The sequence below is a fragment of the Collimonas arenae genome (assembly GCF_001584165.1).
Classification (GTDB): domain Bacteria; phylum Pseudomonadota; class Gammaproteobacteria; order Burkholderiales; family Burkholderiaceae_D; genus Collimonas; species Collimonas arenae.
The window spans coordinates 2,134,190-2,150,132 of the sequence record NZ_CP013233.1 but is presented as its reverse complement, the minus strand read 5'-3'; the positions used below and the strand labels follow the sequence as shown (position 1 = coordinate 2,150,132).

Annotated in this window: 9 protein-coding genes and 5 pseudogenes; 7 read left to right on the top strand and 7 right to left on the bottom strand. The window is 58.6% G+C overall.

Annotated features, from left to right (window positions below; translation table 11 throughout):
• Window positions 1–65: 65 nt before the first annotated feature.
• Window positions 66–794, top strand: a pseudogene (locus tag CAter10_RS10020) (YoaK family protein); the annotation flags it as partial.
• A 175-nt stretch (window positions 795–969) separates the two neighbouring features.
• Here CAter10_RS10020 and CAter10_RS10015 read toward each other — a convergent pair.
• From CAter10_RS10015 to CAter10_RS10000, 4 genes are all read right to left on the bottom strand, one after another.
• The gene (locus CAter10_RS10015; RefSeq protein ID WP_061533295.1) at window positions 970–2,646 is read right to left on the bottom strand and encodes an acid phosphatase; all 1,677 of its coding nucleotides are present in this window, start codon (window positions 2,644–2,646) and stop codon (window positions 970–972) included.
• Between the two features lie 81 nt (window positions 2,647–2,727).
• Window positions 2,728–4,086 (bottom strand): glutathione-disulfide reductase, encoded by a 1,359-nt coding sequence (gorA, locus tag CAter10_RS10010; RefSeq protein ID WP_061533294.1) that lies wholly within the window; start codon window positions 4,084–4,086, stop codon window positions 2,728–2,730.
• 111 nt (window positions 4,087–4,197) lie between these two features.
• On the bottom strand, window positions 4,198–4,737 hold the full coding sequence (locus CAter10_RS10005; protein ID WP_061533293.1) for a DUF2917 domain-containing protein: 540 nt from the start codon (window positions 4,735–4,737) through the stop codon (window positions 4,198–4,200).
• Between the two features lie 45 nt (window positions 4,738–4,782).
• Window positions 4,783–5,643, bottom strand: a complete 861-nt coding sequence (locus CAter10_RS10000) for a fumarylacetoacetate hydrolase family protein (protein ID WP_061533292.1) — start codon at window positions 5,641–5,643, stop codon at window positions 4,783–4,785.
• A gap of 229 nt (window positions 5,644–5,872) precedes the next feature.
• Here CAter10_RS10000 and CAter10_RS09995 point away from each other — a divergent pair.
• The 3 genes and pseudogenes from CAter10_RS09995 (at window position 5,873) to dinB (ending at window position 9,345) form a co-directional block, all read left to right on the top strand.
• Window positions 5,873–6,504: pseudogene (locus tag CAter10_RS09995) on the top strand (LysE family translocator).
• A 121-nt stretch (window positions 6,505–6,625) separates the two neighbouring features.
• A pseudogene (gene cls / locus CAter10_RS09990) lies at window positions 6,626–8,051 on the top strand (cardiolipin synthase).
• 136 nt (window positions 8,052–8,187) lie between these two features.
• Window positions 8,188–9,345 carry a DNA polymerase IV gene (gene dinB, locus CAter10_RS09985; protein ID WP_061535267.1) on the top strand — a complete coding sequence of 386 codons (1,158 nt, stop codon included), beginning with the start codon at window positions 8,188–8,190 and terminating at the stop codon, window positions 9,343–9,345.
• 18 nt (window positions 9,346–9,363) lie between these two features.
• Here dinB and CAter10_RS09980 read toward each other — a convergent pair whose 3' ends face one another.
• A complete protein-coding gene (locus tag CAter10_RS09980) occupies window positions 9,364–9,966 on the bottom strand; it encodes a putative pterin-binding protein (protein WP_061533291.1) in 603 nt (200 codons plus the stop codon).
• A gap of 158 nt (window positions 9,967–10,124) precedes the next feature.
• On the opposite strand from CAter10_RS09980, the gene CAter10_RS22355 reads away from it, so the two are divergent.
• Window positions 10,125–10,334: a hypothetical protein gene (locus CAter10_RS22355; RefSeq protein WP_128083027.1), complete on the top strand. Its 210-nt coding sequence runs from the start codon at window positions 10,125–10,127 to the stop codon at window positions 10,332–10,334.
• Window positions 10,335–10,409: 75 nt separating this feature from the next.
• Here the strand turns inward: CAter10_RS22355 and CAter10_RS09970 are convergent, their stop codons facing one another.
• Complete coding sequence (locus CAter10_RS09970) at window positions 10,410–11,840, bottom strand: MFS transporter (protein WP_061533289.1); 1,431 nt, start codon at window positions 11,838–11,840, stop codon at window positions 10,410–10,412.
• A gap of 86 nt (window positions 11,841–11,926) precedes the next feature.
• Here CAter10_RS09970 and CAter10_RS09965 point away from each other — a divergent pair, with 86 nt between their 5' ends.
• Both CAter10_RS09965 and CAter10_RS09960 read left to right on the top strand, forming a co-directional pair.
• Window positions 11,927–12,616, top strand: coding sequence for an ArsR/SmtB family transcription factor (locus CAter10_RS09965; RefSeq protein WP_061535266.1), 690 nt, complete (start codon window positions 11,927–11,929; stop codon window positions 12,614–12,616).
• Between the two features lie 39 nt (window positions 12,617–12,655).
• Window positions 12,656–13,704, top strand: a pseudogene (locus tag CAter10_RS09960) (DMT family transporter).
• Between the two features lie 116 nt (window positions 13,705–13,820).
• Here CAter10_RS09960 and CAter10_RS09955 read toward each other — a convergent pair.
• Window positions 13,821–15,886 (bottom strand): annotated as a pseudogene (locus tag CAter10_RS09955) (OPT family oligopeptide transporter).
• Between the last annotated feature and the right edge of the window lie 57 nt (window positions 15,887–15,943).

Sequence of the window (15,943 nt, the reverse complement as noted above, 5' to 3'; positions counted from 1 at the left end):
ATCCGCGGATTGACTTCAACTCGGCGTAAGATGAACCCGGCACAAACAACATGACGCTAAAGAAAATGCCCATTCCCTACCTGAGAAAACTGACCGGCAAAGACCGCAGCCAGGAAGCAAACCGCCATCTGGCCATGTTCCTGTGCTTTATCGCCGGCGCCATCAATGCCGGCGGCTTCCTCGCTGTCGGGCAATATACGTCCCACATGTCCGGCATCATTTCCGCGATGGCAGATAATCTGGCGTTAGGGTCCATTGGCCTGATGCTGGCCGGCCTGGCCGCCCTGCTCTCATTCCTGCTGGGCGCAGTGTCGTCCGCCCTACTCATCAATTGGGGACGTCGACAGGAATTGCACGCGGAATATGCGCTGCCATTGATGCTGGAAGCGGCGCTGCTATTGCTGTTCGGTCTGCTGGGAGGCAATCTGGAAGGGCACAAATGGCTGTTCGTGCCGTTGACGGTACTGCTGCTGTGCTACATCATGGGGTTGCAAAACGCCATCATCACAAAAATTTCGAAAGCTGAAATACGCACGACGCACATGACCGGCATGGTCACGGATATCGGCATTGAAATCGGCAAGCTGGTCTATTGGAACAAAGTCAAACCAAGCGACAATCGGCTGCACGTGGTGGCCGATCGCAACAAATTGCGCTTGCTGACCACACTGGTAACGTTATTTTTCTGCGGTGGGCTGTTCGGCGCGATTGGTTTCAAGCAGATCGGCTTCATCGCCACGGCGCCGCTGGCCGCGCTGTTGACATGCCTGGCGATCGTGCCGATCTTCGACGATTTCCTGAGCTTCCGACGCCGGACGTGAAATACGACGCTCCGGCGCGACAAAAACCACGGAAGACGAATTTCGCTGACCTGATGAATCGCTGGCAGCATGCGCAGCAACGCTACCGTCACTTCATCGATGGTAGCGTCGTTGGCTTCTGACAATCTCAAAAGCTGCGGAACACGCCTTAGCCAAGGCTCAACGTATTCGTCAAGTCGCCCAATGGCGGCAGGCCGTTGGCACGGAAAGCCGCGTCACGCGCGACCAACGCATCAAGCTTGCGCAAGCCGTGCAGGCGGGTGATGAAACGCATGATCGAGGTCGTGTCATAGACCGTATGGTCGACGAAGCCCTTTTTGGCGTAAGGCGAAATGATCGTCGCCGGAATCCGCGACCCCGGCCCCCAGCGATCGCCCTTCGGCGGCGCCACATGGTCCCACCAACCGCCGTTTTCATCGTGCGTGACGATCACCACCATGTTTTCCCATTGCGGCCCGCGCTGCAGATGGGCGATCACATTGGCAATGTGGCGGTCGCCCGACTCGACATCGGCATAACCGGCGTGCAAGTTGAGGTTGCCCTGAGGCTTGTAGAACGTGACTGGCGGCAGCCGCCCGGCATCAACATCGGCGAGAAATTTATTGGTAGAAGGATCATCCCCCAGGCCGGCGTCTTTCAGATGGGCCTCGCGCATGGGGGTTCCCGGCGCAAAACTTTTGAAATAGTTGAACGGCTGGTGATGAAACTGAAAATTCGGCACCGCGTCGTCGTTGGCTTTGCCAGCCAGCGCTACTTGCCAGGCGCCGGCATACCAGGCCCAACTGATGCCCTTTTCCGACAAGCGGTCACCGATGGTCGGATAGGTTTGCGGCGGCAGCACCATCGGATCGCTGGCGTCGGCATATGCAGTATCGCCACCCGGCGCCGGCTTGACGAAGCTCGGCTGGTACGGCGGCGCCATGGTGTTGACTGCATAACCGTCCGGCGTGATGGCCCGGTCGCGCTCGAATTTGGGCGGGCCATCCAGCGCCGAAGCCGGGTTATGTTCAGCCAGCTGCAAACGGGCGCCGGTCGGATCGTCGCCCTCTACCTTCGACACGTTATGACGCGCCGGGCTGTTATGCACATCGGGATAGAAAGGCGTCTGGCCGGACACCAGGAAAATATGGTTGAGATAAGAGCCGCCAAACGCCGACATGAAAAAATTGTCGCACAGCGTGTATTGCTCGGCCAGCTTCCACAGGCGCAGCTTGCTGGCGGTTTCGCCGTAGTGCCCCATGGTCAGCGCGCCGGAATCGGCCCAGGCAACGAACTGATCGTTCCTGCCGCCGTTGATCTGCATCTGATTCTGGTAAAACTTGTGCCACAGATCGCGCGTGATGACGCCTTGCGGCAGCGGTTTGCCGTACTGGTCGGACAGTTTGAAAGGCGCGTTCGGCAAACCGGTGATCTGGTCCTCTGCAATCATGTAGCGCTGGCCATCGACCTGCTGCGCCTGCGGCACCATGCCGCCCCAGATTTTCGGGAACTGCGGCAATGCTGTCTTGCCGTCCCGATCCAGTTGCGTGAAACGTGCCTGGGCAACCTGTGCCAATGGCTTTTGCACTCCGGGGAAATTGCCGTATAAATTATTGAAGCTGCGGTTTTCGGCGTAGATCACTACGACATGCTTGACGGCGGCCTGCAGCTTCTTGTCCAGCTGCCGTTCCTGCGACGCGTCGGCAATCTGCTGGCTGGCGTCGCTGGCGCAATCGGACAAGGCCAGTGTGGCGCCCACTGCAACGACGCTGCCGAGGAAACGGCGACGGGTGAAACCTGCGGCTTCGTCTTCACTAGGTGATTCCGGTTTTTTATTGTCAGTCATAGATGCTGTGCATGATGTTTGATTTCTACGGAAGGCATTGTGGCCCAGGCAAAAGCCATTGTCGACATGCCGGACTCGTCGTCAGGCCGGCAGCGGCGTTCTCAGCGTGACGAATTCTTCTGCCGACGTTGGGTGGATACCGATGGTCTCGTCGAACACGCGCTTGGTGGCGCCCGCACGCAGGGCCACGGCGATGCCCTGGATAATCTCGCCGGCGTCCGGCCCCACCATGTGGCAACCCAGCACCTTGTCGCTGACAGCATCAACCACCAGCTTCATGAAGGTCTTTTCGTGGAAATCGCCCAGGCTCAGCTTCATCGGCCGGAAACGGGTTTCAAATATTTTCAACTGATGGCCGGCGCTGCGCGCCTGCTCTTCGCTCAAACCAACCGTGCCGATATTCGGCAAGCTGAATACCGCAGTCGGAATCAGTTGATAATCGACCGAATGATATTCGTCAGGCCGAAACAAGCGCCGCGCCACTGCCATGCCTTCCGCCAGCGCCACCGGCGTCAACTGCACGCGGCCGATGACGTCGCCCAGCGCCAGGATTGATGGCTCCGAGCTGCGATACTCCTGGTCGACCTTGACAAAACCTTTGTCGGTCAGCGCCACATTGACATTTTCCAGGCCGAGATCATCCAGCATCGGCCGCCGGCCAGTAGCATAGAACACACAATCGGTCTCTAACACGCGGCCATCCTGCAAGGTCGCGGTCAGACTGCCGTCTAAGCGCTTGTCGATACGGGCGATATCGGCCTTGAATTGCAGGTCGACGCCCTTCTTGGTGAATTCATCCTTCAGGTGCTCGCGCACGCCCTGATCGAAGCCCCGCAGGAACAGATCACCACGATACAGCAGGCTGGTCCGGGCGCCAAGGCCATGGAAGATCGAAGCAAATTCAACCGCAATATAGCCGCCGCCGATCACCAGCACACGGCGCGGCATTTCCTTCAGGAAGAAAGCTTCGTTGGACGTGGTCGCATATTCGCGGCCCGGAATATCCGGCACCTGTGGCCAGCCGCCGGTAGCGATCAGGATGTTGGCGGCGCTGATGCGCTGTCCGTTGATCTCGACCGTGTGCGGATCGAGCAATCTGGCATGCCCTTCGTACAGCGCGACGCCGCTGTTTTCCAGCAGGCCGCGATAGACATTGTTAAGGCGATGGATTTCGCGATTCTTGTTGGCGATCAGCGTCGGCCAGTCGAACTGCGGCTTGCCGCTGGTCCAGCCAAAGCTCGACGCGACAGCGTAATCCTCGCTGTAGTGGGCGCCATAGACCAGGAATTTCTTCGGCACGCAGCCAACGTTGACGCAGGTGCCGCCCAGATAGCGGCTTTCCGCCACCGCCACACGGGCGCCGAACCCAGCCGAAAAGCGCGCGGCGCGCACGCCGCCGGAGCCGGCCCCAATTACAAACAGATCGACATCGAAAGACATTGGCACACTCCACGGTCTTGGTGAACAATGGCCAAATCTTACGCTATTTGCCCTGTACGCGATGGTCGGGCACTGCCTTGCCCTGGTCTATACCGGGCGGCGATTGAAATCCTAATGCGACTGTTCGTAAGTAAAACTCGAGGACTTCAGCGCCGTAATCACAATGTGTTTGGCGCCGTGCATTTCAATGTCCTTGTTTTCGTTCAAGAAGATATCGCCCTTGAAGTTTTCAGCGGTGATCCACAACAGGCCACTCAGGCATTTGATTCGCTCTCCTTCCTTCAGGGATCTCTGGATCGAGATGGTCTGGTCTTCGGCAAGATAAATCGGACCGAACGCTTGCTGCCTGGTCTGCAGTTGGTGAATGTTTTCGGATTTCATCGCAATCGCCTTGTCTGTTGGACATCGTCGGAGTGAAACCGCATTGCGCGGCGTCATGATGCCGTGTTGCAATTCATTATTATTTATTCCAACAGCGCACACAATCCAATGAATCAGAACAACACTTGTGCTGTAGCAGCACAAATCAACATCGCCAAACAGTTTTATCGATAGCGATTTTCTGCCTGAGACAGGCAGCGATTGAAAGTTCAGGCCGCGCTTGCGTCGGCCTCCGGCAATTGCCCGCAACGGTGCCTGCAAACCGATCATGCAGACGCCGAATCACGTTATGTAATCAAGCGGTTAATCACACATTTAATCAAGCAACTCTGCATTCCATGCATGCACTGTTTGTTGCTGCTCGCCCAAGCCATCGATGCCGAGCCGCACCACATCGCCGTGCTTGAGGAAGACCTGCGGGTTCTGCCCCATGCCGACTCCTGGCGGCGTGCCGGTGGAAATGATATCGCCAGGATACAGCGTGGCGAACTGGCTAATGTAATGCACCAGGAACGCGACATCGAAAATCATGGTCTTGGTGTTACCGTTCTGGAAACGCTTGCCGTTCACTTCCAGCCACAACGACAGATTCTGCGGATCGGCGACTTCATCGGCGGTGACCAGCCATGGACCGACCGGACCGAAGGTGTCGCAGCCTTTGCCCTTGTCCCAGGTGCCGCTGCGCTCGATTTGATACTCGCGCTCAGAAACATCGTTGATCACGCAATAGCCGGCGACATGCCGCAATGCCTGGTCGAGCTCGACATAGCGCGCTTTGCTGCCGATGACCACCCCCAGCTCAACTTCCCAATCGGTCTTGACCGAGTTCTTCGGCATCACGATCGGGTCATTAGGCCCGCCCAAGCAGCTATTCCACTTGTTGAACAATATCGGTTCCGACGGCACCGGCAGGCCGGATTCGGCGGCATGGTCGCTATAGTTCAGCCCGACGCACATGAATTTGCCCACACCGGTAAACGGTGTGCCGATGCGGCCGGGAGTGGCAATCTCAGGCAAGCTGGTTGGATCGATCTCACGCAGCCGGGCCAGGCCGGCGGGAGCCAAATGCTGCGGGGTGATGTCATTGACGACGCCAGACAGATCACGCACCTTGCCTGCGGCGTCAAGAATCGCCGGTATTTCCTGGCCCTTGGGGCCGACACGTAACAGCTTCATCTATAGCTTCCTTTATATAACGAGCGACAGCCATTTTGGCTACCCGTGTGACAACAGGATGTGAAAATTGATTCAAACATTCTGCATTCTGCGCCAAAAACTCAATTCAATATCCATTCCCGGTCAATCCGACAAAAATCGATAAATAGTTATCTACGTCAACGGTTTTTACCTCAAAATATCACCATCGATCCAATTCAACCGACCTGTCACTTACCTGGAGCCTACTATGCCGAATGTCAATTTACTGCTGGGATTTGCACTGGTCGCGCTGGGCATGGTGCTCACGCCTGGCCCAACATGATTTACTTGATTTCACGTTCGATCTACCAAGGCCCGAAAGCCGGATTTGTGTCACTGGCCGGCGTCGCTACCGGATTTCTTTTCTATATGCTGTGCGCGGCCTTGGGTATCACCGCCCTGTTGTTTGCCGTGCCGTTCGCCTACGATCTGCTGCGTTTCGGCGGCGCCGCCTACCTGCTGTATCTGGCCTGGCAGGCGGTAAAACCCGGAGGCCGCTCGCCGTTTGCGGTGCGCGACCTGCCCGCCGACAGCAATCGCAAGCTGTTCTTGATGGGCCTGTTCACCAACCTGCTTAATCCCAAGGTGGCGTTGCTCTACCTTGCGCTGCTGCCGCAGTTCATCGATCCGAACGGCGCCAGCGTCCTGGTGCAATCGGTGGTATTGGGCGCGATCCAGATCGGCATCAGCGTTGCCGTCAATTCCATGGTCACGCTGGCCGCAGGCTCGATTGCCGGGATGCTGGCAAGCCGGCCGAGCTGGTTGCTGGTGCAGCGCTGGCTGATGGGTACCGTGCTCGCTGGTCTGGCCGTAAAAATCGCGCTGCAGGCAAGGAAATAATCTCCCGCAAGCGTGCATGACCGGCGCATGCGGCAGCAGGACAATCCATCGCGACGCCCTTCACCCGCGAGTCGATTTATTGGCTAACATGCACGTTTCCACGCAACCCGGAGCCGCCTGAATGCTGCATTTGCCGTTTGCCCTGATTTCCACTGTCGTCCTGCTGCTGCACATCGCCGGCGTCTTTGCCGCCGCGCATGCACTGATGCATACGCGCACCCCGCAAGGCGCCGTGGCTTGGGTATTCGGGCTAGTGCTACTGCCCTATTTCACGCTGCTGCCTTACCTGTTCCTCGGCAGCAAACGCTTTTCCGGGTACGTCGAGATGCACCATTCGCGCCTGGCGCGCCTGCGCAAGCTGGACGATCCTGAGCAACTGGCGCTGGCTGCGCGCCATCCTGCCGATCCCGGCGCACAGCGTTTCAAAGCCATCAGCGCCATGCTGGGCGTTCCCTTTCTCAGCGGCCACCACCTGCGCCTATTGGTGAACGGCGCGGCCGCCTTCGACGCGATCTTCGCAGCCATCGCCAGTGCTGAACATTACGTATTGGTGCAATTCTTCATCATTCACGATGACGAACTTGGTCGGCGTCTGCAATCGGCGTTACTGGAGCGCGCCGCCGCTGGCGTACGCGTCTACGTGCTCTACGACGGGTCGGCAGCCATGATCTGCCGAACAGCTACAGCGATATCCTGCGTGCGGGCGGCGTGCAGGTGCATCCGTTTGCGACACGGCGCTGGCGCAACCGCTTCCAGCTGAACTTTCGCAATCACCGCAAGATCGTCGTGGTGGACGGTTGGCGCGGCTTTGTCGGCGGCTTGAATGTGGGCGACGAATATCTGGGACGCAAACCGCCGCTGGCGCCTTGGCGCGATACCCATATGGAATTGCAAGGGCCGGCAGTGGCCGATCTGCAACTGGCTTTTGATGAAAACTGGCACTGGATCACCGGCGACCTGCTCAGCTTGCTGTCGCCGCACGCCAGTAATAAAGGCGGAAATGCAACCAGCCTGATCGCCGCCACTGGGCCGGCCGATGCTCAGGAGACCTGCTCGCTGTTTTTCGTTGAAGCAATACACGCCGCCCAGCGGCGCCTGTGGCTGACGTCGCCTTACCTGGTTCCCGATTCGGCAGTGATGGCGGCCTTGCAGCTGGCGGTATTTCGCGGCGTTGATGTGCGCATCCTGATTCCGTCGCGCCCCGATCACCGCACGGTCTACATGGCCTCGACACTGTATGCCCACGAATCGGTGCGCGCCGGCATCCGCGTGTTCCGTTATCTGCCCGGCTTCACCCACCAAAAAGTGATGCTGATCGACGACGACACCACTGCTGTCGGCAGCATGAACCTCGATAACCGTTCGCTGCGTCTCAACTTTGAAATCAGTTCGTTGAACATTGATCCTGCCTTCGCCGCCGAGGTCGAGGCGATGCTACTGGCCGATTTTGAGCAAGCCCATGAAATCGATAGCGGCGAATACGCCAATTCCATTATTTGTACCGTGTGGCGATACATGTCGCCAGGCTGATGAGTCCGGTGCTATAAATAGCGGCACGGCAGCGACTAAAGATTTGCTTTATTGCCATGTAAAAATGCAATGGCGAGTGCATTTTTTATTACTGTGTTTTTATACAGTGATGTTATGCTGTCGCCGTATCGAATCTCTTACATCATTGACTTCATGGTTTCGCACATCCGTCGTATCGCACATCTGGATATGGACGCTTTCTACGCCTCGGTCGAGCTGCTGCGCTACCCAGACTTGCGCGGCCAGGCCGTAGTCATAGGAGGCGGCTCCAGGCACACCCCGGAAGTCGGCGAAGATGGGCAGCGGCGCTACGCCAAGCTGCGCGATTATGTCGGCCGCGGCGTCGTCACCACCTCCACTTATGAAGCACGGGCATTGGGCGTGTTTTCCGCGATGGGCATGATGAAAGCCGCCAAACTGGCGCCCGATGCCGTGCTGCTGCCGACCGATTTCGAATCCTATCGCCACTATTCGCGGCTGTTCAAGGCTGCCGTAGCCAGCATTGCGCCGTTGATCGAGGATCGCGGCATCGATGAAATCTATATCGACCTGACCGAATTCAACGACGATGTACGCGTGCTGGCGCAGCGTATCAAGGACGCTGTGCGTAACGCCACCGGCTTGTCCTGCTCCATCGGCATCGCGCCCAACAAGTTGCTGGCCAAGATTTGCTCAGAACTGGAAAAGCCAAACGGCCTGACTGTGATCACGGAGGCCGACGTTGCGCCGCGCATCTGGCCGCTACGCGCCAGCAAGGTCAACGGCATCGGGCCCAAGGCTGCGGAAAAACTGGCGGCGCTGGGCATCCAGACTATCGGCGACGTGGCGGCTGCCGATCCGGCGCTGTTGCAGGACAATTTCGGCCGCACCTACAGCGAGTGGCTGATGCGCGCCTCGCACGGCCTCGATGAACGGCCGGTTGTCACCAGCTCCGAAACCAAATCGATCAGCCGCGAAACCACCTTTGAACGCGATCTGCACGCCAAGCTGGACCGCGGCGTCTTGACGCCGATTTTCACGGACTTGTGCGTGCGCCTGGCCGGCGATCTGCAGCGAAAAGGCTATGTCGCACGGACTATCGGCATCAAGCTGCGTTTTGCCGATTTTCGCATCGCCACGCGCGACCTGACCTTGCCCGAAGCAACCGACGATGCTGCCGCCATCCGCCAAGCAGCGGGCGAGTGCCTGCGCCGCATCACGCTGGACCGGCGCCTGAGATTGCTAGGAGTACGCGCCAGCGCACTGTCGCGGAAAGAGGATGTCGCCAATAACCCGTCCGTGATGCAAGGCGAACTATTCAGCGAACGATAAACCAGGCTGCGCCCGCCCTCACTTCTTGGCAACCACTTCAATGCAATACAAGCCCCATGGACACAGCGCAAAACGCTGGTTGAGCGGCTTTTGCGCTTGTTCCGCAATGCGGTCGGCGTCGTAAATGGCGAAGATCGGACCGAAACCGCCGATGGCCAGCGGTTTGCCGTCGATGTGGGTAGCCAGGATGTAACCGTATTGCCGTAGCTGGGAAAAGGACAATTGCGGCATGTAGCCATCGACCGAGTGGAACACGATCTGCGTTTCCGCAGCCTTGTTCGCACCCAGCATATCGAGCACCTCAGCCAGACGTGGTCCGCGCAACTGATGCGGCTTGCTGTCGTATTCCAGGGTCGGACTGATGGTGACCTGCGGCAGTTTCTCCAGCGCTGCCAGGTCAAAGGTAAACGCGCGCTCGAACTGCACATTCTGCTTGTGCATCATCTGGTCGATCACGGGATCGGTCGGGCCGCGATTACTACGTTCAATTGCACCGGCAATCGTTAGTACGACGGCGCCGCTTGAATGGGTAGTCGATTTGACTGGCGCGGCATAGGCTGACGTGCCCAAGGCTGCGAAGATCGAGGTTGCTGCGGTCGACAGGAATTGGCGTTTTTTCAATCGTGACTCCTTGAAAGGTTTTATGTCCGCTGGCTGCGTGTTTAAGGCATGATTGCGTTGTCGCAATTGTATTTGTCAACGGAATATCTGTCGCGACGTTTATAGCTTAGGCCGCTGCAACTGCGGATAGTGAAACCCAATCACCGGAAGGAATGAATATGAAAAAGCTATTAGGCATTGCCGCTGTTCTCCTCGCATTCACACCATTCGCCCAAGCCCAGAATATGGATAATCCGCTGGCAGGACATCCCGACGCCCGCAACGATCGCACGCCACAAAGCTATGAAGGCAGGACTGTCGAGCATAAGAAGCATGATCGTCATCATGAAAAGGCAAAGAAACACCACCACGTCGAAGAAAAAAAGTAATTTGATGCAGCAAGACCGGCTCGCCGCATTCCGCATCGGCGAGCCGGCCTTGACGTTTTCTCCATCCCCTGCGATCTACTGCCGTACTTGAGCCGGTGGCCGCACCAGATATCCCAATCCCGCAGCAATCAATAGCAGTATCGTCGCAGTCAGCATCGCAATCTTGACGCCATCGGTCATGTTGCCGCCAAAGCTGTCGCTGACCAGCGCACCGAATACCGCCACTCCCACCGCTCCACCAACCTGCCGCGCCGTATTGAGCACAGCCGATGCCGTGCCCGCCCGGTTCTTCTCGACGCTGGACAATATCGATGTCGTCATCGCCGGCACTGCCAGGCCCATGCCTGCCGGAATCAGCACGAAACCCGGCAGCATCTGCAGGAAACTGGCGTGCTCGGCGACGCCGATGCTGCCCAGCAAACCGTAGCCAAGGGCGCCGATTGCACCACCCAGCATCATTGGCAGGCGAATACCGGCGTGGCCGATCAGCCAGCCGCTGACCAGATTGGAAAAAATGAAGGTCGCCGTCAGCGGCAGGAATGCCAGGCCGGCTTGCAGCGAGCTGTAGCCCAGCAACTTCTGCAGATAAAAACTGATGACAAAGATCACGCCATAGTAGGAAAAATTGACCAGCACACCAAATAACACCGCTGCCGAAAAACTGGTCTGCCGAAAAAATTGCAGCGGCAACATCGGATGTGCAGCTTTTTTCTCAACCAGGATAAAGGCCGCACCCGCAATTAGCGCCACAGCGAAACCTGCGAGCACCAGCGGATGCAGCAATCCAAGCGGATGTAATTCAATGACGGCGCCGACCAGGCCCGTCAGCGCCAGGATCGCGAGTATCTGGCCGAGCCAATCGAACGAGGCCGTATGCTGTTTGGCGGCAATCGTCGGCACCACACGCAAGGTCAGTAAAAATCCCAGCACGCAAATCGGAATATTGACCCAGAAGATGCTACGCCAGCCGCCTGTCGCCAACAGCAAGCCACCGAGCACCGGACCGGCGGCAATCGACACGCCACCGGCGGCTGTCCATAGGCCGATCGCCTTAGCCAACAATTTCTTGTCGTGCGCACAGGCGCGATTCAGAATCGCCAGCGAACTCGGCACCAGCAATGCCGCGCCAATACCCTGCAAGGCGCGGGCGGCATTCAGGAAACCGACATTCGGCGCCAGTCCGCAAGCCATCGAGGTCAATGCAAAAAGCAGGAAGCCGGCCAGAAACAGTTTCTTGGAACCGAACTTGTCGCCCAACGCGCCGGCCGACAACAGGAATACAGCAAAACCCAAGGTGTAAGCATCAACCACCCATTGCAACGCCGCGACCGGCGCATGCAGATCGCTGCCGATTTTTGGCAAGGCGACGTTGACGATGGTGATGTCGAGCTGGACGATAATGAAGGCAAAGCTGCTGGCAGCAATGGTCCAGCCTGCCGCCGGAATTGCTGTCTTAACAACTGCGTTGGCACCGTCGATTGCAGGTGCCGATTGAGGGGTTGTCATTGCTGCGACTCCAAAGTAATCAAGCCTTGATTCTGTGCCAGTTGCGCGCACTTGTCACACAACAACAGTACGGTTACCATCAAACTATGAACGATGAACCAGACCTCAGCCGGCTAGCCCGCACCATCGGCGATCCGACCCGTATCCAGATGTTGGCGCTGCTGATGGAAGGACGTGCACTGACCGCCAAAGAGCTGGCCTACGGCACCGATATCAAGCCTGCAACCGCAACCACCCACCTGCGCCAGCTGCTGGAAGACAAACTGCTCGACATGACCACGCAGGGCCGGCACAAATATTTCCGCCTGGCCTCGCCGGAAGTGGCGCGACTGATCGAATCGCTGATGGTGTTTGCGCCGAAGCGCAAGCATGTCGGGCCTGCTACCGGCGGCAGTGCCATCTGCACCGCCCGCTTCTGCTACGACCATCTGGCCGGCAAGCTCGGCACGCAACTGACCGATGTGCTGGTCAAGCGCGGCTTGCTGGAAACCGAGGACGGCACCTTCTTGCTGACAGAGCAAGGCGAAACCTGGTTCGGCGAATTCGGCATCGATACCAAAGCCCTGCAGAAGAGCCGACGCCAGTTTGCCTATCCTTGCCTGGACTGGAGCGAACGCCGCGATCACCTGGCCGGCGCATTGGGTGCAACGCTGGCGAAACGCATGATCGAATTGGGGTGGCTGACCCGCAACAAGCATTCTCGCGCGGTCTCGATCACGGCGGACGGCCGCAGCGCATTGGCCGAACAGTTCGGGATCGCCTTGCACCACGAGTAGACGGACAAGCATCCGCCTCTGCTACTGAAGGAAAAACACATGCATCAAGGTGCACTCTACGCATTGCTGGCCGCGGCGCTGTTTGGCGCCAGCACACCGTTTTCCAAGATGCTGGTCGGCCATGTGTCACCGGTGACGCTGGCGGGACTGCTGTATCTTGGCAGCGGCGTCGGCTTGTCGATCTGGTACGTTGTCCGCCGCGCCCTACGGCGCAATGAACAGGACGGCGACGGCTTGCGCCGCAAGGATTTGCCGTGGCTTGCAGCGGTCATTCTGAGCGGCGGCATTGGCGGTCCGATCCTGCTGATGCTGGGTCTGTCGTCGACCCCGGCTTCCAGCGCGTCCTTATTGCTCAACATGGAAGGCGTCCTGACTGCCGCCCTTGCCTGGTTTGTATTCAAGGAAAATTTCGATCGCCGGATCGTCCTCGGCATGCTGGTCATCGTGCTGGCAGGCGTGCTGTTGTCGTGGCAGCAAGTGCCGGAATTCGGCGTGCCATGGGGGCCGCTGGCGATCCTGGCGGCCTGTCTTTGCTGGGCCATCGACAATAATCTAACGCGCCGCATTTCCGCCAGCGACGCAGTGCAGATCGCCGCCATCAAAGGCTTGGCAGCGGCGGCGGTCAACCTGACGTTGGCGTTTTCGCTCGGAGCGCAATGGCCGCCGCCGCCAGCATCGGCGCCGCAGCGTTGATCGGCTTTGCCGGCTATGGCGTCAGCCTGGTGCTGTTCGTGCTGGCGTTGCGCCACCTTGGCAGCGCCAGAACCGGCGCGTATTTTTCAGCGGCGCCATTCATCGGTGCGGCGATATCCTTGCTGGTGCTGCACGACTCGGTTGGCGGCCTGTTCTGGCTGGCCGCAGGATTAATGGCAGTTGGAATCTGGCTGCATCTGACGGAAAGTCACCATCACCCGCATACGCATGAAGAAACAGAGCATGCCCACAGCCATCGCCATGATCTGCACCACCAGCACCAGCACGATTTCGACTGGGATGGCCGCGAACCGCATAGCCACTCGCACCGACACCTGCCGATCAGCCATAGCCATGCGCATTATCCCGACATCCATCATCGGCATCAGCACTGATGGATAGTCAGCGTCGTTTCACGCCCCACAAATAAAAATGGACCGGGTCATCGACCCGATCCGTTCGTCTATTCAACCTGCACAATGCGCCACAAAATTCAGCGACCCCAGATTTGTCAGTCGCTGATTGCCTGGCGTGCAGTTAACACGCGACGCGCAAACACCCAAGCCACGGCCGCAAATACAATCAAGCCCAGCCACTGCGCAGTATTTTCAAAGGACGCGCCAACCAACGCCAGCGGCGAATCATTGCCAGTGAAGCCGATGATGGCCGCCAGCAGCACGCCAACCAAGCTTTCGCCGACGATCAGGCCCGACGCCAGCAAGACGCCGCGCCGGTTCGACGATTCGGCGTATTGTTCATACGGCTGACCAGCCTTCTGCGCACGTTTTTTCAGGATGCGTTCTATGACCCAGGCCAGCAAAGTGCCCAGCACCAGTGTCGAAGCCACCGTTGGCGGCAGGTAGATGCCGATCCCGACCGCCAGCACCGGCAAGCGCGCAACACCGCCGCGACGACGCAGGATTTCATCGACCACCACCAACGCGACGCCCAGACCCAGGCCGATCAGGATCATGTCCCAATTCAGCTGGTGGGTAAAAATTCCGGTGGCGATTGCCGTCATCAGCGTCGCTTGCGGCGCCGACAATGCATGCGCCACATCCATGTCGGCACGCGGCATGGCGCCGGCAAAACCGTAGGCGTTGTAGAGCAATTCCAGCACCGGCGGGATGACAACTGCGCCAACCACGCAACCGATCAGCAGCGCCACCTGTTGCCGCCAAGGCGTGGCGCCGACCAGCCAGCCGGTTTTCAGATCCTGCAGGTTGTCGTTGGAGATGGTCGCCACCGCGATCACCGCCGAAGTCGTGAAGATCGCCAAGGCAATGCCGAGCTTGTTCCCACTCTCGGTTGCCAACAGGCCGTCGCCGCTGCCTACCAGCAGGATCAGCAACGACACCAGCACCACAGCGACGATACCGACGCCGGAAATCGGGCTGGCCGACGAACCGATCAGGCCAGCCATGTAACCGCAGGCGGCAGCAATCAAGAAACCGAAGATGACCGCAAACAGCACGCTGTAGGCAACCAGGCCCCAGACCATGCCGGCCGACAATGGCGCCGCGCTCAGGAAGCTGGCAAAGGTGCCAACCAGGATCGCTACCAGCACCAGCGTAATGGCGATGATCCAGCCTGGCGACATGTCGCGCTCAGTGCGCGGGATGTCGATGCGGCCTTTGCCGCCGCTCAGGGCGCGGAACGAAGTCTTGATGCCTTCCAGCATTGGCTTGATCAGCGTGATCAAGGTCCATACTGCAGCCACGCCGATGGTGCCGGCGCCGATGAAGCGCACGTCCTTGCTCCACAGGCCGGTTGCATACTTGGCCAAGGTCACGCCGTCCGGCATGCTGTGCATCGAAGTCAGCACCGGTACCGCCACACCCCAGGCGATCAGCAAGCCGATCAACATGGCAATGCCGGCCACGATACCGATCAGGTAACCGGCACCCAGCAAGGCCAGCGAAAAGCCAGCCGATATGCGAACCACTGCCGAGCCGGCGGCAAACCACAGGTTGATACCTTCGCTCAGCACGCGGAAACCGGATGCCGCCAGCGTCACCACGGCTGCGGTGATACCGCCGGCCATGATGTCGACGATGCGGTTTCAGCTTTGCCTTGTTTACCGGTAGCTGCATCGATTTCCGGTTCGGCGCTGCCGACGCGCAGGATTTCCGCCGCCGCCACGCCTTCCGGATACGGCAGGTCGCTCTGCACCACCATCGCATGACGCAACGGGATCGTAAACATCACGCCCAGCATGCCGCCGGCGGCGCAGATCGCCAATGTTTGCCAATACGGGAAGCCTTGCCAGTAGCCGATCATGACCAGGCCCGGCAGGATGAAGATAATTGAAGACAAGGTGCCGGCCGCCGAAGCCTGGGTCTGCACCATATTGTTTTCCAGGATATTGGCGCTCTTGAACATGCGCAGCACTGCCATCGAAATCACTGCGGCTGGAATCGCCGAAGAAAAAGTGAGGCCGACTTTCAAGCCGAGATAAACATTGGACGCTGTAAAAACGACGGTAATCAAGGCACCAAGAATGATGCCCCGTATCGTCAGCTCTGGCAGCGATACGGAATCGGGAATACGCCCGGTTGGCGACAACGAAACAGACATCGAAACTCCATCACGAAAATTGCAATCGGCCAATTATCCCTGAAACAGTTGCCCCTC